The organism is Paenibacillus taihuensis (genome assembly GCF_003386535.1).
GTDB lineage: Bacteria > Bacillota > Bacilli > Paenibacillales > Paenibacillaceae > Paenibacillus_Z > Paenibacillus_Z taihuensis.
In genome coordinates, this window is the sequence record NZ_QTTN01000005.1 from 174,672 (window position 1) to 193,819 (window position 19,148).

16 protein-coding genes are annotated in these 19,148 nt (G+C 54.1%); all 16 read left to right on the forward strand.

Features of this window, described 5'->3' with window-relative positions:
• The gene (locus A8990_RS06510) at positions 1-1,101 is read left to right on the forward strand and encodes an NADH-quinone oxidoreductase subunit D (protein ID WP_116188204.1); all 1,101 of its coding nucleotides are present in this window, start codon (positions 1-3) and stop codon (positions 1,099-1,101) included.
• The gene (nuoH, locus tag A8990_RS06515; RefSeq protein WP_116188205.1) at positions 1,101-2,111 is read left to right on the forward strand and encodes an NADH-quinone oxidoreductase subunit NuoH; all 1,011 of its coding nucleotides are present in this window, start codon (positions 1,101-1,103) and stop codon (positions 2,109-2,111) included. Before A8990_RS06510 ends, nuoH begins: the two co-directional genes overlap by 1 nt.
• A gap of 27 nt (positions 2,112-2,138) precedes the next feature.
• Positions 2,139-2,594: an NADH-quinone oxidoreductase subunit NuoI gene (gene nuoI, locus A8990_RS06520; RefSeq protein ID WP_116188206.1), complete on the forward strand. Its 456-nt coding sequence runs from the start codon at positions 2,139-2,141 to the stop codon at positions 2,592-2,594.
• 3 nt (positions 2,595-2,597) lie between these two features.
• Positions 2,598-3,116, forward strand: a complete 519-nt coding sequence (locus A8990_RS06525; RefSeq protein ID WP_116188207.1) for an NADH-quinone oxidoreductase subunit J — start codon at positions 2,598-2,600, stop codon at positions 3,114-3,116.
• A 1-nt stretch (position 3,117) separates the two neighbouring features.
• Positions 3,118-3,420: an NADH-quinone oxidoreductase subunit NuoK gene (gene nuoK / locus A8990_RS06530; RefSeq protein ID WP_090575359.1), complete on the forward strand. Its 303-nt coding sequence runs from the start codon at positions 3,118-3,120 to the stop codon at positions 3,418-3,420.
• A 5-nt stretch (positions 3,421-3,425) separates the two neighbouring features.
• Positions 3,426-5,297 carry an NADH-quinone oxidoreductase subunit L gene (gene nuoL, locus A8990_RS06535; protein ID WP_116188208.1) on the forward strand — a complete coding sequence of 624 codons (1,872 nt, stop codon included), beginning with the start codon at positions 3,426-3,428 and terminating at the stop codon, positions 5,295-5,297.
• Positions 5,297-6,928 carry a complex I subunit 4 family protein gene (locus tag A8990_RS06540; protein WP_116188209.1) on the forward strand — a complete coding sequence of 544 codons (1,632 nt, stop codon included), beginning with the start codon at positions 5,297-5,299 and terminating at the stop codon, positions 6,926-6,928. Before nuoL ends, A8990_RS06540 begins: the two co-directional genes overlap by 1 nt.
• 3 nt (positions 6,929-6,931) lie before the next feature.
• Complete coding sequence (locus A8990_RS06545) at positions 6,932-8,506, forward strand: NADH-quinone oxidoreductase subunit N (RefSeq protein WP_116188210.1); 1,575 nt, start codon at positions 6,932-6,934, stop codon at positions 8,504-8,506.
• A 325-nt stretch (positions 8,507-8,831) separates the two neighbouring features.
• Positions 8,832-11,915 carry a S8 family serine peptidase gene (locus A8990_RS06550; protein WP_245995869.1) on the forward strand — a complete coding sequence of 1,028 codons (3,084 nt, stop codon included), beginning with the start codon at positions 8,832-8,834 and terminating at the stop codon, positions 11,913-11,915.
• A gap of 16 nt (positions 11,916-11,931) precedes the next feature.
• The gene (locus A8990_RS06555; protein ID WP_116188211.1) at positions 11,932-12,186 is read left to right on the forward strand and encodes a DUF1146 domain-containing protein; all 255 of its coding nucleotides are present in this window, start codon (positions 11,932-11,934) and stop codon (positions 12,184-12,186) included.
• Between the two features lie 243 nt (positions 12,187-12,429).
• Positions 12,430-13,848 carry a UDP-N-acetylglucosamine 1-carboxyvinyltransferase gene (gene murA, locus A8990_RS06560; protein ID WP_116188212.1) on the forward strand — a complete coding sequence of 473 codons (1,419 nt, stop codon included), beginning with the start codon at positions 12,430-12,432 and terminating at the stop codon, positions 13,846-13,848.
• Positions 13,849-14,494: 646 nt separating this feature from the next.
• On the forward strand, positions 14,495-15,658 hold the full coding sequence (gene spoIID / locus A8990_RS06565) for a stage II sporulation protein D (RefSeq protein WP_116188213.1): 1,164 nt from the start codon (positions 14,495-14,497) through the stop codon (positions 15,656-15,658).
• A 103-nt stretch (positions 15,659-15,761) separates the two neighbouring features.
• Positions 15,762-16,490: a M23 family metallopeptidase gene (locus A8990_RS06570; RefSeq protein WP_116188214.1), complete on the forward strand. Its 729-nt coding sequence runs from the start codon at positions 15,762-15,764 to the stop codon at positions 16,488-16,490.
• A gap of 197 nt (positions 16,491-16,687) precedes the next feature.
• Positions 16,688-16,975 (forward strand): sporulation transcriptional regulator SpoIIID, encoded by a 288-nt coding sequence (gene spoIIID, locus A8990_RS06575; RefSeq protein WP_090575384.1) that lies wholly within the window; start codon positions 16,688-16,690, stop codon positions 16,973-16,975.
• 104 nt (positions 16,976-17,079) lie between these two features.
• Complete coding sequence (gene mreB, locus A8990_RS06580; protein WP_116188215.1) at positions 17,080-18,087, forward strand: rod shape-determining protein MreB; 1,008 nt, start codon at positions 17,080-17,082, stop codon at positions 18,085-18,087.
• A gap of 172 nt (positions 18,088-18,259) precedes the next feature.
• Positions 18,260-19,126 (forward strand): flagellar hook-basal body protein, encoded by an 867-nt coding sequence (locus A8990_RS06585; protein ID WP_116188216.1) that lies wholly within the window; start codon positions 18,260-18,262, stop codon positions 19,124-19,126.
• The last annotated feature ends 22 nt before the right edge of the window (positions 19,127-19,148 follow it).

A 19,148-nucleotide genomic window follows, 5' to 3' on the forward strand; every position in this document is an offset into this window, starting at 1 on the left:
GTGATTCGTACAGAAGAACTGCTGCTTAACGTCGGCCCGCAGCATCCCAGCACGCATGGCGTTTTTCGCATCATCGTCAAGCTCGACGGTGAAGTGATAACGGAAGCGACTCCGGTTATGGGCTATTTGCACCGGGGAACAGAGAAGCTTGCGGAAGATTTGAACTATACGCAAATTATTCCTTATACCGACCGGATGGATTATGTGTCGGCAATGACGACGAACTATGTGCTCTGTCACGGCGTTGAGAAGATGATGGGGCTAGAAGTGCCGGAGCGTGCGGAGTTCATGCGGCTGATCGTCATGGAGCTGCAGCGTATTGCCAGCCACTTGGTTTGGTGGGGCACGTACCTGCTCGATATTGGCGCGATGAGCCCGTTCTTGTTCGCATTCCGCGACCGGGAAATCATTATCAACCTGTTCAACGAGCTGTGCGGCGCCCGCCTCACCTACAACTACATGCGGGTTGGCGGCGTGAAGTGGGATGCGCCTGTCGGCTGGATCGATAAAGTGCGCGAGTTTATTCCGTATATGGAAAGCAAGCTCGATGAGTATCACAGGCTCGTCAGCGGCAACGAAATTTTCCTTGCGCGGATCAGAGGCGTCGGCGCGTACGATGCGCAAACTGCGATCGACTATGGCTTATCCGGCGCGAATCTTCGCTCCACAGGCGTGGACTGGGATCTCCGCAAAGCGAAGCCATACAGTATCTATAATCGCTTCGAATTCGATGTGCCGCTTGGCAAGAACGGCGACTGCTATGACCGTTACTTGATCCGGCTCGAAGAGATCCGCCAGTCGCTTCGCATCCTGAAGCAGGCTGTCGAACAGTTCCCTTCATCCGGCGATGTGATGGGCAAAGTGCCCCGCGTTATTCGTCCGCCGGCAGGCGAGCTCTACGTAGGGATCGAATCGCCGCGCGGCGAGATCGGCGTCCATATCGTCTCGAAGGGCAAAGCGGAGCCGTACCGGCTGAAATTCCGCCGTCCGTCGTTCGTCAACCTGCAAATTCTGCCGAAGCTGCTCGTTGGGGAAACGATGACGAACCTCATTACCATTTTGGGCGGCATCGATATTGTCGTCGGGGAGGTTGACTGCTAATGGGGTCCTGGCTCGATGAAACGCTGACTTGGGGCAATGCGCTGCTGTTCTTCCTGTGGGGCGTCATTCTGCTCGCGATCGTATTAGGCTTCGTTACGTATGCGATTTTCTTCGAACGCAAAGTCATCGGCTGGATGCAATTCCGGATCGGTCCGAACCGGGTTGGTCCTTGGGGGTTATTGCAGTCCGTCGCCGATATTGCCAAGCTGCTCATGAAGGAAGATACGATTCCGCGCAAGGCGGACCGCGCGCTGTTCATCCTCGCGCCGGCGCTTGCCTATGTGCCTGCGTTCGCGGTGCTCGCGGTTATTCCTTATACGCAAAAGCTTTATTTTGCCGATATCAACGTTGGGCTTCTGTACTATGTCGCGCTCTCGGGCATTTCGACGATTGCGATCGTGCTCGGCGGCTGGTCGTCCAACAACAAATACGCCCTGCTCGGCGGCATGCGTTCCGCTGCGCAGATGATCAGCTACGAAGTGCCGCTCGTCATTTCCGTTGTCGGCGTCATTATGATGTCCGGCTCGCTTAACCTGCGGACGATCGCGGATCAGCAAGGCGATTGGTTCTGGCAATGGAACTTCCTTCCGCAAATTATCGGGTTCGTCGTGTTCGTCATCGCGGCCGTATCGGAGCTGAACCGGACGCCGTTCGACTTGCCGGAGGCGGAATCGGAGCTTGTTGCCGGTTACCACGTGGAGTACAGCGGCTTCCGCTTCGCGTTCTTCATGCTGACGGAGTATGTGTACGTGTACGCGATCGCGGCGCTTACGACAGTGCTGTTCCTGGGCGGCTGGCATGCGCCGTTCCCGTTCCTGGATTGGGTACCGGGCATTATCTGGTTCCTGCTGAAGTTCTCCTTCATTGTGTTCTTCCTGTTCTGGATCCGGGCCACGCTGCCGCGTATCCGAATCGATCAGCTGATGGGGCTTGGCTGGAAGGTGCTGCTCCCGGTGGCGATCTTGAATGTGTTTCTTACAGCGGTCTACTTGGAGCTGTTCGTGAAATAACGCTATGAAGACAGGAGGGATGAGGGAATGAAAGGTCTCTTAAAAGGGCTTGGTGTCACTTTAAAATCTTTGACCGACAAAAAAGTTACCACTTCCTATCCCGATGTGCCGATCACAATGCCGGACCGTTACCGCGGCATCCAGCATTTTGAGCCGGACAAATGCATCGTGTGCAATCAGTGCGCCCGTATTTGTCCGACCGAGTGCATCACGCTCACAGGCAAGGCGAATCCGGATCCGGAGAAGAAGGGGAAGGTCATCGACACGTATGACATCAACTTTGAAATTTGCATTCTATGCGATCTCTGCACGGAGGTATGTCCGACGGAAGCGATCGTCATGACGGGCAATTTCGAGCTGGCGTCCTACAGCCGTGATGAGCTGTTCAAGGACTTGAAGTGGCTGGATGACAACAACAGCAACGTCCGTCAGGACAATAACAATATTGGAGCTCCTGCTGCTGCCAAGGGAGGAGCGAAGTAGACGATGTTCAACGTCAATTTTACAGGCGAATTCGTTGCCTTCTTTATCTTCTCCGTGCTAATTATAAGCGGCGCGGTGCTGATGGTCAGCTTCACCAAGGTCGTTCATATGGTCGTCTCGCTGGCGGCCGTATTCATCGGCATCGCAGGCATGTTCGTGCTGCTGCAGGCGGAGTTTCTCGCCTTCGTTCAAGTGCTTATCTACGCCGGCGCGGTATCGATTCTGATGATCTTCGGCATTATGATGACGAAGCATCAGGATGCGGAGGCGGATCGTTCGCGCCCGTTGCATGAGACGCTTACGGCGATCGGCGCGCTGGCGCTGTTCGGCATTCTGTTCTACGCCATCCGCCAGTCGGAGTTTCCCGAGCCGGAACAGCCGCTCAGCCAGGCGACCGATAATACGATGGAAATCGGCAAGCTGCTGTTCACGAACTATGTCGTGCCTTTCGAGCTTGTTTCGGTGCTGCTGACGGTTGCATTTATCGGGGCGATCGTGCTTGCGAAGAAGGAGGCGGACTAGCATGTTATCCTCGTATTTAACGATGGCTGCCATTTTGTTCTGCATCGGCTTGTACGGTGCGCTCGTGAAACGAAATGCCGTCATCATTCTATTATCGATTGAGCTGATGCTCAATGCAGTCAATCTCAATCTGGTTGCGTTCTCCAAGTATGGCGTTGTCCCATCGCTGACAGGACAGATGTTCACGCTGTTCAGCATCGCCGTTGCAGCTGCAGAGGCGGCTGTCGGTATTGCTGTTCTGATTGCGCTGTTCCGTGCACGCGGTACGGTCAACGTGGATGAGTACGACGAGATGAGGAGGTAACGAATATGGATACAAGTTTCTCACAAGTTGCCTGGCTCATCCCGCTATTTCCGTTCGTTGCGTTTCTATTGCTGCTCGCTTTCGGACGCGGTCAGCGGACGCTCGGCGTTCTGCTCGGCTCCATAAGCTCCTTCGCGGGGCTGGTGCTATCGATTCTCGTCCTGATCGAGCATATGTCGGATGGAACCAAATACTATCAATATTCATTCAAGTGGCTGGACTTTGACGGACTGACTATGAATGCAGGCTATGAAGTGACGAATTTGACCGCACTTATGCTTGTTGTCGTCACGCTGGTCAGCTTCCTGGTCAATGTATACTCGGCCGGTTATATGAAAGGCGACGAACGGATATCCGTCTTCTATAGCTACGTCGCGCTGTTCTCCTTCTCGATGCTCGGTCTCGTTCTAGCAGACAACATGCTGACACTGTATATTTTCTGGGAGCTTGTCGGTGTCTGCTCGTTCTTGCTCGTCGGTTTCTGGTTCAGCAAGCCTGAGGCAAAAGCTGCGGCGAAGAAGGCGTTCATCGTCACGCGGATCGGGGATGCAGGGCTGCTGCTCGGTATTCTACTGCTGTACTGGTACATGCCGGATCATGCGCTTGATTTTGTCCATATCGGCAATGTGTTCGATGGGCAGACAGGCATCATCGCGGCAAGCGTGACGACGTGGATTGCAATTCTGATCTTCGTCGGAGCAGTCGGCAAATCCGGTCAGTTTCCGCTTCATGTGTGGCTTCCGGATGCGATGGAAGGTCCGACGCCGATTAGTGCGCTCATTCACGCGGCAACGATGGTTGCGGCGGGCGTCTATCTCGTGGCGCGGACATTTGATATTTTTCAAGCTTCGCAGACGGCGATGGATGTCGTCGCTTATATCGGCGGCTTCACGGCGATCTTCGCTGCTACGATCGGGGTGGCGCAGAACGATATTAAACGGATTCTCGCTTACTCGACGGTCAGCCAGCTCGGCTATATGATGATGGCGCTGGGACTTGGCTCGATGACAGGCGGTATCTTCCACCTGTTCACCCACGCATTCTTCAAGGCATTGCTCTTCCTCGGAGCGGGCAGTGTCATTCACGCGGTACATACGCAGAACATTCAAGAAATGGGCGGCTTGAGCGCCAAGATGAAAATTACGACTTGGACGTTCGGTATCGGCACGCTCGCATTGTCGGGCATTCCGCCGTTCTCGGGCTTCTGGTCCAAGGATATGATTCTAAACACTGCGCTGCATGAGAAGCCGGTGTTGTTCGCAGTCGGCGTAGCTGCTGCATTCTTCACCGCATTCTATATGTCGCGGCTGTTCTTCCTCGTGTTCATGGGCAAGCCGAAAGGCGAGCAGCATGCGCATGAGTCGCCAGCCTCGATGACGATTCCGCTCATCATTCTGGCTGTGCTGGCTGCCGCCTCCGGCTTCATCCAGACGCCATGGAACAATACGCTCGGCACTTGGCTGACCGATGGCGCGGAGAAAGAACATGGCGGCGCTGGTATCGTGATGGTGATCTCGGCAGCGGTCGGCTTGCTCGGACTGTATCTCGGCTGGCTCGTCTTCGTCAAAGGAACGATTGCCCGCGATGCGATTTCTTCCCGGGCGCCTTGGCTTGTCCGACTGCTCGAACGCAAGTATTACATGGATGAGATCTATGAAGCATTGTTAGTACGTCCGCTTCGCGGACTTGGCTACCTGCTGAATGCGATTGACGAGTATATTGTGGATGGCCTCGTTCAGCTGGTCAGCGGGACAGCCGTATGGTTCGGCCGCGGCGGAACCCGCGTGCAGAACGGCCAAATTCAAACGTATGGCGTTGTGACGGTGCTCGGACTTATCGTTCTTCTCGTTGCACTTGTCGGAAGGAGGTTTTGGTAATGCTGGCTGATCTTCCGATCCTATCGCTCATTACGTTCTCGCCTCTGCTTGGCATTCTAGTCCTTCTCTTCTTGCCGAAGCACCGGAGCCGCTGGTTGAAGGCGACTGCGATTATCGCGACGATTCTTCCGCTCTTGCTGTCGCTGTGGCTGTATGCCGACTATGACAGCACGAAGGGCGGCAAGGCATACGAGGAGACAGCGACCTGGCTCGATGTCTCGCTGAACAAGGAAGCCGTCGGTGAAGTCGGCTCTTACCAATTCGAGCTTCAGTACCATATGGGAGTTGACGGCCTGTCGATGCCGCTCCTGCTGCTTACCGCAGTCGTAGGCGTGATGGCAGCGCTCGCTTCGGTCCATGTGAAGAAACGCTGGAAGTCGTTCTATATTTGGTTCCTGCTGCTGGAGATTGGCATGCTCGGCGTATTTCTGGCCAGGGATGTGTTCCTGTTCTTCGTCTTCTTCGAAATGACGCTCATCCCGATGTTCTTCCTGATCGGAATTTGGGGGTACATGAACCGGGAGCGGGCGGCGAACAAGTTCTTGCTCTACAACGGAATCGGCTCGGCAATTATGCTGATCGCTTTCGTCATTCTCGTCGCGACAGCCGGCTTCCGCGCGGAGCAAGTGCCGGAGAAGCAGCAAACGAACTTGTCTTATTGCGGAAGCTACGAGGTCATTACTACAAACCTGACGAAAGCAGATTCCTATGTGAATATGTCCACGGAACAGACGCAAGGACAGGAGAATCCGTTCTACTTGTCGGAGCGGATGCGGTGGGTCATCTTCCTGCTGCTCTTGATTGCCTTCGGCATCAAGCTGCCGATCTTCCCGTTCCATACGTGGATGCTCCGGGTTCATACCGAAGCGCCGCCTTCCGTCGTTATGATTCACTCCGGCGTGCTCCTCAAGATGGGGGCATACGGCTTGCTCCGCTTCGGCGTATTCATGTTCCCGGCCGTCGCCGAGGATTGGAAAGTGGCGATTGCGATACTAGGCGTCGTCAACATTCTGTATGGCGCGGTGCTCGCCGTCGTGCAGAAGGAATTCAAGCTCGTGCTGGCGTACTCGTCGATCAGCCATATGGGCATCGTGCTGCTCGGTATCGCATCGCTCAATGAAATCGGCTTGCACGGCGCCATCATTCAGCTGATCTCGCACGGTCTGATCTCCGCGCTGCTGTTCCTTATCGTCGGCAGCATCTACGAACGGACCGGCTCCACGGAGCTGAAGGATCTCGGCGGTCTTGCGAGAAGCATGCCGTTCATCAGCGGTATCCTGCTGACAGCGGGTATGGCTTCGCTCGGACTTCCAGGTCTGTCCGGTTTTATTGGCGAGTTCCTCTCGCTGCTTGGCTTGTTCGATTCGCAGCAGGCTGTAACATGCGTTGCCGTACTCGGCGTCATCTTGACCGCGGTCTATGTGCTGCGCAGCATCCTGGGCATCACATTCGGCGCGATGCCGGAGAAACTTGCCGCGGTTCGCGACGCGAGACTCATCGAAGCGGTGCCGATGATTACGCTGCTTGCTTTTATCGTATTGATCGGGGTTTACCCGGCTGTATTAACGGAGCCGATGAAGCATGGCTTTGACACGCTGCTCCAGCAACTTTCAGAGAAGGCGGGGAGGTAGACGATGGAAGCTGTACAACAACAGCTGCAGTCGCTCACCTGGAGTGATGCAGCCTATCTCGCCCCGGAATGGATACTTGTCGCATTTACTATTGCATTAGCGGTGCTTGATCTGTTCCTGCCGCGCCAGTCTTCCAGGTCCTCGATAGGCTGGCTGACGCTTGGCGGCCTGGCAATATCGCTTGGTTTTGCTATATGGCGCTTAACGGATGTCATCGATAAAGTCGGAAAGACGGACGCGAACGGTCAGCCCGTCAGCCATGTCATTCGACTGATGGGCGACAGCTACCGGATCGACGTATTCTCGAGCCTGCTGAAGATATTGTTCCTCGTGGCTACGATGCTGATCGTCCTGATGAGTCTTGGCACCGTACGCAAGACCGATATTTCGGATCGAGGCGAGTTCTACTATTTGCTCCTGCCGGCTGTCGTTGGGGCGATGATCATGGCTTCTTCCGGCGATATGATTACGCTCTACATCGGTCTTGAGCTGCTGAGCATTACGACATATGTGCTCGTCGGCATTCGCAAGCACGCGGTGCAGTCAGCGGAAGCGGCGTTCAAGTACGTCGTCACTGGCGGCATTTCGTCCGCGCTGCTGCTGTTCGGGATGTCCTACTTGTACGGCATCACGGGCGCGACGAATCTCGGCGCCATTGCGCAAGGCATTCAGCAGCATGCGTCGGAATATCCGGCACTGCTCTATGTCTCGTTCTTCTTCATCCTGGCGGGTCTTGGCATTAAGATCGCCGCAGCGCCGTTCCATTACTGGGCGCCTGACGTGTATCAAGGAGCGCCGACGCCGGTTACCGCATTCTTGGCGGTCGTCTCCAAAGGCGCGGCATTCGCGATTATTTTCCGAATTCTCTATAATGTAGCGTTCTTCGCTTCGTCACCGGATTATCCGATTGCCGACGATGTCTTCCTCGCGGTGCTCGTGATCGCCGCGGCGGCGATGCTGATCGGCTCGACGATGGCGCTGCGCCAGGTGAACGTGAAGCGGCTTATGGCGCTCTCCGGGGTGGCGAACGCGGGCTACCTGCTCGTACCTGTCGGCTTGTCGCTCAAAGGGATGCATGCCTCGAACGTGGGCGAGTTTATTTTCTACCTGGCAGCCTATCTGCTCATGACGATCGGTATGCTTGCGGTGCTATCGGTCATTAACAAATCGGTGGGCCATGATGAGATTGGCGGCTTCGCAGGCCTCTATTATCGAGCGCCGTGGACGGCTGCCGCCGTGGTCGTGTTCGTACTTTCACTGGCTGGCTTGCCAGTTACGGGCGGCTTCTTCGGTAAGCTGTTCATCCTGCTGGGCGCGGCGGAGTCGAAGCTGTACTGGATTATCGCCATTATGGTTGTAAGCAGCGTCATCTCGTACTACTTCTACTTCGGCATCATCCGCCAAATGTTCATGCGTGCTACGATCGATACGGAAGTGCGTGTACCGGTTACGACGGGCATCGTAATCTGGCTCTGTGCGGTTGCGACAGTCGTGCTTGGCATTGTGCCTGGCCCAGTGCTGGACTTTGTGAACGATCACTTCTCTATCGTGAGTGATCTATTCGTCCGATTACAGTAGTCCCACATGTATGGAAAAGAATAGGAATTAAGCCTCCGACTCTACGCAATCTAGTAGGATCGGAGGTTTTTTTTATGCTCTCTGGCAGGTACGCGGGGCGGATTTCACGAGAATCTATTAGAGGTATATAGAACTACTAGAGTGCGTCAAAGTTCATTTAATCTTTAGACGTATAAAGGTAATTTGGCGCATAGATATCGATTACCTGCGTTTTTGAGGTAGGACTATCGACCTTTTATTTCATTATTCTACAATTTGTCAAAAGGATAACGGGGGCAGGTAGCGAAAAAGTTTCAGATATCATTTTCCAGGTTAAAGGCAGACTATGATGACTAAGAAAAAGCAGCCGACGATTGCGAGTTCCATATCGATGCAACAGCGGAGCCAAAGCCTTGTGCCGGAGCCAGTACACGCAGCCCAGGCTTATTCTGCTGTGCGCGCTGCCGGCCGCGAAGCTTCGCCGGCCCGGCCGCGGCGCAGCTTCGCGCGCATCGCGCTGCACGCTCCGCTCGCAGCGCTGCTGCTCTGGAGCGCCCTAGCGGGAGGCCAGGGGCCGGCCTCCGCTAGCGCCGCTCCCGCGGGAGATGAGCCAGCTGCTGCTGCTTCGCAAAGCTGGCTCATCAAGTGGCGCGACCCGGCGCTGGCGAAGCCGCTGCCGGGGACGCGCGTGCTCCGCCGCCTTGCGCAGCCGGCGGCGGTTGGCGCGGTGGACGTCGTCCGACCCGAGGACAATCGGGCGGACACGTCCGCGTGGCTTCTCCGGCTGCAGCAGACGCCGGAGATTGAATATGTCGAGCCGCTCAGCCAAGTGGAGCTGTTGGGATCGGCATCGCCTTTGCAGTTGTCTCCATTGACTGCGCCATCGCCCTTGTCATCGCCATCGTCTATGTCATTGCCTTCTCTATCGAAGTTGTCTTCGTCTACGCCTCCATCCAACGATCCGAAGCTGCCGCTGCAGCATCATCTCGATCAGATCGGGGCGAAGAAGGCATGGAGCACCGTTCACGATCAGACGGCATTAACAATCGCCGTCATTGATACCGGTGTTGATCTGGATCACCCGGATCTGAAGGACAACTTGATTCCGGGGACCAATCTTGTCTCGCCCGGCAAGCCGCCGGAGGACGACAACGGGCATGGCACATCGGTAGCCGGTGTGCTCGCCGGTGAGGGCAACAACGGGGCCGGCATTGCAGGCATCCTATGGCATGCCCGCATTATGCCGATCAAGGCGCTCGATTCAGATGGCTTCGGCGATGAGGAACGGCTCGGCAAAGCTATTGTATATGCAGTGGATCACGGAGCACGTGTCGTTGTGCTCTCGGTAGGGTTATACCGCTACTCGCTCTATTTGAAAGATATCGCGGCTTATGCGGAATCGAAAGGAGCGCTCCTCGTCGCCGCAAGCGGCAATGACGGCATGACGCTCGGAAGCAAGGCGGACGTCAAATTCCCGGCTGCTTATCCGACTGTCGTCGCCGTTGCCGGCGCTGACCCTGAAGGCCATCCGGAGCCGCGTTCAAATACAGGTCCAGAAATCGACCTCGCAGCTCCATGGCATGTCTACACGACAGCGATTGGCGGCGGCTACAAGGAGGAAGAGGGTACCTCGATGGCGGCGCCGCAGGCGGCGGCGGCAGCTGCGCTCGTATGGGCAGTGCATCCCGATTACAAGCCGTATCAGATTCGGGCGCTGCTGCGCCAGTCCGCGCTTGATATCGGCAAACCGGGCTTTGATCCAGCAAGCGGCTATGGTCTGCTTCAGATCGACAAGGCAGTGACGGCGAAGCTTGCGACGGATAGCTTCGAGCCGAACAACAGCAAGGGGGCGGCGCGCATTTTCCCGCTAGGGAAGAGAATTGCGGCCGAGCTTGCTGGCGGCGCTGATCAGGATTGGTACAGCATTGATGCGCCGTATGACGGCGTGCTGTCGATCCAGCTTCAGGGGCTCGTTGGAGCCGGAGAAAGCATGCCGACGGTTCGAATGACGCATGACGGCGATACCTCGCCGCAAGGCACAAAAGATGCAAAACTCGGCAACCAAACGGTGCAGTGGAACGTCAAGAAGGGTAGAAACTATTTTGAACTCCACCTCTTCAATAAGACGCTCACCAAGCATCTGCCGTATTTGCTCACGTCTACGTTCGAGAGCTCGCCGGATGCGTATGAGATGAACGATAAGCAGTACCAGGCGTTTACGTTGTCGCCGCGCTCACAGCAGATTACGGGTAATTTTCATCAGACAGGCGATTTGGACTGGTACGCCGTTCATTTCGATACCGGGGGCACGGTGAAGCTGACGATGTCGGTGGATTCCGCCCGAATTGACCCCGCGATTGGCTTTCAGCGTCAAGGCGATGCGCTGCAAGAAACGGATGAGAAAGGGGACGGCGAGACCGAAACGACTCGCTCCTTCAACGTCACCCCCGGCCAGTATTACATACGGGTCCGCAACAGTATGTCGTCTCAAGCGAGTGCAACAGCGGCGGAGTACCATCTGAAGCTTCAGGTGATCTCCAAGCTGACGGATCCGAATGAGCCGAACGACAAAACCTATGAAGCAACAGGCGTTTCTCCGGGATCCAACTATTGGGGCGTTGTCGGAACGTCAAGCGATATCGACTGGTATCAGCTGCGGCTGGATAGCACGAGCATCACGACCTTGCAGCTAAGCGGCATACCAAGCGGTATTCGGATGAAGGCTGAAGTGTACGATAAGAAACAGAAGCTGCTCATGCAGCTGCAATCGGCTCCGAATGCGCAATCATTAATGAAAGAACTGAAGCTTGGCGAAGGCGTCTTCTACATTAAAGTGACGGCAAGCGCGAGCTTCGATAGGCAGTACTATGGGCTGCGGGTTAGCACAGATAAGCTTGTAGCGGGCTTCCGCGATATTGAGGGGACTTGGGCAGCTGATTCTATTGAAGCGTTAAGTTCGCTCGGTGTTGTTGGAGGGAGCGGCAGCTACCGCTTCTATCCTGACCGGAGCATTACGCGTGCTGAAGCGATCTCGATGCTCGTACGTGCCAAGAAGCCGAAAACAGGCGGGTCTGCTCAGTTCTTGGATGTACCGCGCTCACACTGGGCTTATGAGCCGATCATCAGCGCTGCAAGTGCAGGGTGGGTAGGCGGCTATCCTGGCGGGTTATTTGGCCCGAATCAGGAGATTGACCGGGAGGAGATGGCCGTCATTCTGCTGCGCGCCTTTGGTCTGAACAGCGTGCGTCCCGTTAATGCGCCGTTCGGTGACGTCGCGGCGGATCGCTGGTCAGCGCCAGCCATTCAGTCGATGAAGCAGAAGGGAGTGCTGGGCGGCTACGAGGACGGCAGCTTCAATCCGGAAGGATCGGCAAGCCGTGCGGAGTTTGCAACTGTACTGCTCCGCATGATGCATCTCACCAAAACATAAATAGGGAGTCTTTGCAATGATGGATCAACTCGCCGCAACTGCCAGCATGTACGCGATTATCAACATTTTTGTTGAGATCTGCAGCATCGCGCTCGCTTGGTTCGCTATTCAGGAGCTGAAGCTGGATGCCATTCTGAAGCGTCCGCGCAGTGCGCAGGCACGTTTGCTGCAGATTATGCTTGCGATCGTTCTTGGCCATGCTTTTGCCCGTTTCGTGCTCGATTATTGGGGCTGGTCGGTTTCGCTGAAGGGCATTGCCGGTCTTGGCTAAGCGCTTTGTCGAATAACAAGGTGGAAACATGTCAACAATGGATAATATATGACGGTATTAAATCTGGAATCCTTTACGAAACCTATAAAAATGAGCCTAATTTACCGCATTCGACAGGCAGAAAATAACGCTTGTCGATTCGTGTAAGCAGGTGGTAAGATGTAGGTTGGGTGCGGGCCAGAGTGCCAGAAATTGCACGATTAGGAAGAATAAGAATCTACTGCACGCGGAGGGAAACCTAGGATGAGCAAAATAATCGTCCGCGGCGGCCAGCGATTAACCGGAAATGTTCGCGTAAGCGGAGCTAAGAACGCCGTATTACCGATTCTCGCTGCCACGTTACTAGCTAGCGAAGGTGAAAGTATCATTCACGATGTGCCTTTTCTTGACGATGTTATGACAATTCAACAAGTGCTTGCTGCACTCGGTGGCAAGCTGACATATGACAATGAAATCATGCGTATTTCTGCCGAGCAATTGACTTCGTACGAAGCCCCATATGAATGGGTACGCAAAATGCGCGCATCGTTTCTCGTGATGGGACCTTTGCTTGCTCGCCTCGGCTGTGTCAGAATTTCTCTTCCAGGCGGTTGCGCGATCGGAAACCGTCCAATTGACCAGCACTTGAAGGGCTTTGAAGCTCTGGGCACGGAAATTGTGTTCGGTCAAGGATTTATTGAAGCGCGTTCAGCCGGCAAGCTGAAAGGTGCTAAGGTTTATCTGGATTATGCGAGCGTCGGTGCCACTCAGAATATCATGATGGCCGCAACGCTGGCCGAAGGCGTAACGACAATTGAGAACGCGGCGAAAGAGCCGGAGATTGTCGACTTGGCCAATTACTTAAACGCAATGGGTGCGAAGGTTCGCGGTGCCGGCACAGGCATCATTCGCATCGAAGGCGTCGAGAAGCTGAAAGGCGCGCGTCATACCGTTATTCCGGACCGCGTTGAAGCAGGTACATTTATGATCGCGGCAGCTATCACTGGCGGCGATGTTCATATTGAAGGCGCAATTAGTGATCACTTGACGCCTGTTATCTCCAAGCTCGAAGAAATGGGTGTCGTCGTCGAGGAGACGGACAACGGCCTTCGCGTTACAGCGCCGAAGAAGCTGAAGTCGGTTGACGTCAAGACGTTACCATACCCAGGATTCCCGACAGATATGCAGTCACAAATGATGGCGCTTCTTATGGTTGCTGAAGGCACCAGCATCGTGACCGAGACGGTGTTCGAGAACCGCTTCATGCATGTAGAGGAATTCCAGAAGATGAGCGCTCAGATCAAGATCGACGGCCGTACAGCAATCGTTAGCGGCAGCACGCAGCTGACAGGCGCGAAAGTAACTGCGACGGATCTCCGCGCAGGCGCAGCGCTTCTGTGCGCAGGATTGATGGCGGACGGCGAGACTGAGCTTACAGGACTTCACCACGTGGACCGCGGTTATGTCGACATCACAGGCAAGCTCGCAGCGCTGGGCGCTGACATCTGCCGTGTTGATGACACACCTGCACCTGCACCGCTCTATTCCAAGGTGCTTGAAGGGGTCGCAGCGGCGCTTGAAGAAGCGGAGCCGGTTATCGTAGCAGCAATGGCTCAAGAGCCTGCTGTATCGAAGCGTGAGAAAGAAGTGCCAAGAATGAAAGCACAGCCTACATGGGCTTAACCTTATACTTATACTTGGGGCCTCATCACCGGATTTGCGGTGGTGGGGCTTTTTGCCGTTTTGTTCCTTTTAATGTTGTCACAACCAGCGGGGCTAACGGTTGTCACGGCGGCTATTTCGCGCAAAATAGCCCTTTCGGAATTGTAACGTTCGGCACAGCGGCTGTTCAGCGATATTCGCATCGAAATCACATTATTTAACCCAAATAGACTCTCCCGCAACCGTTAGAGTTTTAGAAGGGCTGTTTCAGGGCAAATAAGCGCTGTGACAACCGTTACAGCTGAAGGCGCGTTTGACAAGGGGCTCCTCTATAACCAGGCCTCATCACCAGTTTAATGGTGATGAAGCTTTCTGCTGCTCCTCTCTAAAATACAGTTTAAAAAGCTGCGAGGTGAGTGAGCGGAGAGGGCGGAATCGTTGTGGAGAAACGGTAGTGGTCGCCTTTGTCCTCGTATATAAACCGCTTAGGATTTTAGATAATCATATATATACGAGGACAACAGCGATCGGAACAATGATCCGCACGCGCAGCGGTTCTCTCACCTAGCTCTACTTTTAAGTTGTATTTTTCCCGTACTATTCTACTTTTCCACTTCATAGACTGTAGCAAGAGCAGTTAAGAGAGTCTTTAAGGAAGGAGCGGGAGATGAAGCAGAACAAGTGGAAGGCAGGAGGCTTAAGCGGCCGGCGAATTCGGACAAGGAATTGGATGATCGGCTTTATGTGGGGTCTCTTGCTAGTCGTGCTAGTACGAGGAGTCGTCTATGTAAACGAGCTGCGTTCAGCCGCGCTAAGAGAGCAGCAGCTTGCCCTGACACAGGTAACGGAGTCCGCGCCGCCCAAGCAAGAGGAGAACGTGCCGGACAAGCGGGCCGCGTCAAACAAGAAGGACGAGCCCTCCAAATCTGTACAAGCCTCAGTATCGGGCAGCAGCATCGAAGCGCACAATAAGCTGAGCGCCTACGATAAGCTCTGGGTCGACGTATACGTCTCAGAGGACAAGCGTATCGAGAAAATGCCGATCGAGCTCTACGTGCGCGGCGTGCTGGCTGGCGAGATGCCGATTGATTTTGAACTAGAAGCGCTTAAAGCGCAGGCGATTGCCGCACGCACGTACATTTATAGAAGATTGCTGGCAGGGGAATCAAGCGGACCGTCTGACAAGGCGGACGTTGACGATACCATACAGAATCAGGTGTATATCCCACTTGGCGAGCTGATCGGACGCTGGAGCGGAGCGGAGAAAGACGCGAATCTGAAGAAGCTGAATGAAGCGGTGGAGGAGACGAAGGGGCAGATTGTCACCTATAAAGGCAAGCCGATCGAGGCGTCGTTCTTTTCGACCAGCAACGGTTATACAGAGAATGCCTCTGACTATTGGGACATGGATCTGCCTTATTTGAAGAGCGTGAGCAGTCCGTGGGACAAGGCGATATCACCTAAATATAAAGAAACAATAACGATGGACCTCGACGATTTCAGCCATAAACTGGATGTGAAGTCTAGCGATGTGTTGCAGATGCGTATTATGGATATCACATCGGGTCACCGTATTAAGACGATACGCATTGGAAGAGAGAGTTTCAGCGGCAGAGAAGTACGAGAGAAGCTGGGACTAGCATCCTCGCAATTTATATGGACGATCATAGGCGACCAAATTCGGATCACCACGTTCGGCTATGGACACGGCGTCGGGATGAGCCAATGGGGCGCGAACGGCATGGCGATGGACGGGAAGAGCGCGGCGCAAATTCTGGCTCACTACTATACGGGTACGAAGCTTGAGAAGGCGAACGGCGTGCTAGAATAAAAGGTCAGACTATTCTTCTTACTCTAACAATCTCAAAAAATGTGAATCCCTCACGTATAAACTGCTAGGTTGTGGCAACAATGGCTAGTGAGGTGATCGAACTATGAGTGATAAATCAAAGTTCAATGAAGAAACTCCCAAAAATTCAGTGGGAGGCAAAACTGTTAAACCGTCTGCCTGGAGAAAGCTGCTAGCAAAAAAATGGGCAGCACCTACAGCGTTTCTGGCCGCGGCAGCAATTATCGTAACCTTAATGTGGCTCTATGGGGGAGCTGGAGAAACTAGTAACAAGCCAACCAGCGCCACTGTAGAAGATTCACAAGGTACGGTTACCGATGATCAGCCGGTAGTGTCTAATGATGACCCGATGGTGAAAGATTCCGAGAATGAAGTGATGCAATGGCCGACAGACCGCAATCAAGTGGATGTAGTCGCAGGCTTCTACGATGAGAAAGCATCGAACGAAGAACGCCAAGCGGCGATGATCCAGTCCGGCAATACGTTCATGGCGAACATGGGTATCGACCTTGCCAAGAACGATCAGCCGTTTGATGTTAAGGCAGCACTAAGCGGTCGTGTCATTGTTGCTGAGAAGCATCCGCTGAACGGCAACATGGTTGAAATCAAGCATGCGGATGGCGTCGTAACGATCTACAACAGCTTGAGCGATCTGCAAGTTAAAGTTGGCGACGAAGTGAAGCAAGGCACAGTCATTGCGAAGGCTGGCCGGAGCGAGCTCGAGAAAGACCTTGGCGTTCACCTGCACTTTGAAGTGCGCAAGGACGGCAAAGCAGTCAATCCGAACACGCTGCTTACAAGCGCTGAGAACTAAGATAGGAAGAGAAGGCAAGGGCGACCTTGCCTTCTTTTTTTTGTTTTTATCGGTCTTTTAAGCAGCCCAAATGGGGGCTAGGTCTAATTTTTTGAAAATATTTGCACATCTCATGCTTGTCATGCTTGGACACAAAGAATATATACCCGTACCCCTCATATAATGTACCAAACTATCTCGAGTAGGGAGGCGGGAGCGTGCACGATTACATCAAAGAACGGACCATAAAAATCGGCCGTTGCATCGTCGAGACGAAGCACACGGTGCGGACGATCGCTAAAGAATTTGGCGTCTCCAAAAGCACAGTCCATAAGGATTTGACCGAGCGATTACCGGAAATAAATCCTGATTTGGCTGACCAGGTCAAACACATTTTGGAATACCACAAGTCGATCCGGCACCTGAGGGGAGGAGAAGCAACGAAAATCAAGTATAAGAAGAGCTCTGGGCGCAAGCGCGAGGTTCTCGCCGCGGCAAAATCGTAAGCGATTTTTTCTACAAAAATAGAGGAATTTCGCACCTTTTAGCGAATACTATACAAGATGAACATTAAACCGACTATTATTCGCCCTGGAGGACTTGGAGACGTATGTTTAGCAAGGATATTGGTATCGATTTAGGGACTGCAAATGTCTCTATTCACGTAAGAGGGAAGGGCGTCGTTCTGGATGAGCCTTCGGTCGTCGCGATCGAAAGCGAGACGAAGCGCGTGCTTGCCGTGGGAGAAGAAGCGCATCGGATGGTTGGACGGACTCCTGGCAACATTATCGCCATCAGACCGCTGAGAGACGGCGTTATCGCTGATTTCGAGATTACTGAAATTATGCTTAAAGCTTTTATTGACCGCGTCGGCGGCCGTTCTTGGTACAGCCGCCCTCGCATTCTTATCTGCGCCCCTACGAACATTACGTCGGTGGAGCAGAAGGCGATCCGTGAAGCTGCGGAGCGCAGCGGCGCGAAAGACGTTTTCCTCGAAGAAGAGCCGAAGGCAGCCGCAATCGGCGCAGGTATGGATATCTATCAGCCGAGCGGCAATATGGTTGTTGATATTGGCGGCGGTACAACGGATGTTGCCGTACTTTCCATGGGCGACGTTGTAACCGCCTCCTCCATTAAAGTTGCGGGGGACAAGTTCGACGAGGCCATTATGAAGTACATCAAGAACAAGTACAAGCTTCTGATCGGTGAGCGTACAAGCGAAGATATTAAGATCAAGATCGGCTCCGTGTACGACAATGGCTTCAGAGAAGAGATCGATATTCGCGGACGGGATATGGTAACAGGCTTGCCGCTGACAGTGACGATTTACTCGGAAGAAGTGCGTGAAGCGCTTTGGGAGCCGGTATCGTCCATCGTGTCAGCGGCTAAGTCGGTGCTTGAACGGACACCTCCGGAATTGTCGGCTGACATCATCGACCGCGGCGTCATCTTGACGGGCGGCGGCGCGCTGCTTGGCGGTTTGGATGCGCTACTTGCTGAAGAGTTGAAGGTACCTGTGCTGATCGCGGAAGATCCAATGCACTGCGTCGTTAAAGGGACGGGCTTGCTGCTTGATCACCTGGATCGCTCGTCTGGCAGCAGAGCAGTCAAGCGCTAATTGGAGTATCTGATAACGTCCGGGTGATGTTCGGGTAAGACGCCTGGGGGGGCGTGCTGAGGAACATCGACCTCCATATAAAAAGAACAAGATTTATGGACGTCCTCTTCAACGCAGCGATGCAAGTTCCGATATATACGGTATAGATATGTACCAACAGGAGGACGGCTCCATGCTAAGAGGTCTTTATACAGCTGCAGCGGGCATGATTTCCCAGCAGCAACGACATGATACGATTACGAATAATATTTCAAACATAAATACACCGGGGTATAAACAAAAGAATGCGGTCACGCATTCGTTCCCGGATATGCTGCTTCACCTGACAGGCACGAAGGATACGGACGGGCAAGCAATCGGCAAGCTGAGCACAGGCGTGTTCGCGGAAGAGAGTCTGCAGATTAACCAACAGGGCGATTTGATGCAGACGAACCGCTTCAGCGACTTTGCGATCGTGTCCGACATCGAAGTGCCTGGCATGAATTTTGACGCCTCCGGCAAAGCGATGACGACGGATGGCCAGCTCGTGTTCCAGCCGCAAGCTTTCTTTACGGTACAGGATACGAATGGCGAGACGCGTTATACGCGTGACGGCCAGTTCAAACTGGACGAGCAGGGCTTCCTGACGCTTCCGGACGGTTCCCGCGTCCTCGATTCGAGCGGACAGCCATTTCAACTGCCGGCTGATATGTCCCTTAATGCGCTGACGCTGACGAAGGACAATCGTCTCGTTGACCCGCTGACAGGCCAGAGTGCAGGCAAGCTGCTTATTACTCGCGTGGATAACCCGAACGATCTGATTCGTGAAGGCGACGGTAAATTCAAGCTTGGTCCTGACGTTACGACAGGCGTACGGGAGCTGAATGCTACGGACCGCGTAGAGGTGCGCCAAGGCTATGTCGAGCGCTCGAACGTGGACCCGGCTCAATCGATGGTTGATTTGATGTCTGCAGCCCGCGCGTATGAAGCGAATCAAAAAGTGATTCAATTCTTCGACAAGAGCTTGGACAAAGCGGTTAATGAAATCGGCAGAGTATAAGGGAAGCTTACTGGATGATGGA

What these genes read in the sequence shown, in the direction of transcription:
- nuoH (WP_116188205.1), top strand. Translation starts at nt 1,101, where the DNA reads ATGGGGTCCTGGCTCGATGAAACGCTGACTTGGGGCAATGCGCTGCTG.
- nuoI (WP_116188206.1), top strand. Translation starts at nt 2,139, where the DNA reads ATGAAAGGTCTCTTAAAAGGGCTTGGTGTCACTTTAAAATCTTTGACC.
- A8990_RS06525 (WP_116188207.1), top strand. Translation starts at nt 2,598, where the DNA reads ATGTTCAACGTCAATTTTACAGGCGAATTCGTTGCCTTCTTTATCTTC.
- nuoK (WP_090575359.1), top strand. Translation starts at nt 3,118, where the DNA reads ATGTTATCCTCGTATTTAACGATGGCTGCCATTTTGTTCTGCATCGGC.
- nuoL (WP_116188208.1), top strand. Translation starts at nt 3,426, where the DNA reads ATGGATACAAGTTTCTCACAAGTTGCCTGGCTCATCCCGCTATTTCCG.
- A8990_RS06540 (WP_116188209.1), top strand. Translation starts at nt 5,297, where the DNA reads ATGCTGGCTGATCTTCCGATCCTATCGCTCATTACGTTCTCGCCTCTG.
- A8990_RS06545 (WP_116188210.1), top strand. Translation starts at nt 6,932, where the DNA reads ATGGAAGCTGTACAACAACAGCTGCAGTCGCTCACCTGGAGTGATGCA.
- A8990_RS06550 (WP_245995869.1), top strand. Translation starts at nt 8,832, where the DNA reads ATGATGACTAAGAAAAAGCAGCCGACGATTGCGAGTTCCATATCGATG.
- A8990_RS06555 (WP_116188211.1), top strand. Translation starts at nt 11,932, where the DNA reads ATGATGGATCAACTCGCCGCAACTGCCAGCATGTACGCGATTATCAAC.
- murA (WP_116188212.1), top strand. Translation starts at nt 12,430, where the DNA reads ATGAGCAAAATAATCGTCCGCGGCGGCCAGCGATTAACCGGAAATGTT.
- spoIID (WP_116188213.1), top strand. Translation starts at nt 14,495, where the DNA reads ATGAAGCAGAACAAGTGGAAGGCAGGAGGCTTAAGCGGCCGGCGAATT.
- A8990_RS06570 (WP_116188214.1), top strand. Translation starts at nt 15,762, where the DNA reads ATGAGTGATAAATCAAAGTTCAATGAAGAAACTCCCAAAAATTCAGTG.
- mreB (WP_116188215.1), top strand. Translation starts at nt 17,080, where the DNA reads ATGTTTAGCAAGGATATTGGTATCGATTTAGGGACTGCAAATGTCTCT.
- A8990_RS06585 (WP_116188216.1), top strand. Translation starts at nt 18,260, where the DNA reads ATGCTAAGAGGTCTTTATACAGCTGCAGCGGGCATGATTTCCCAGCAG.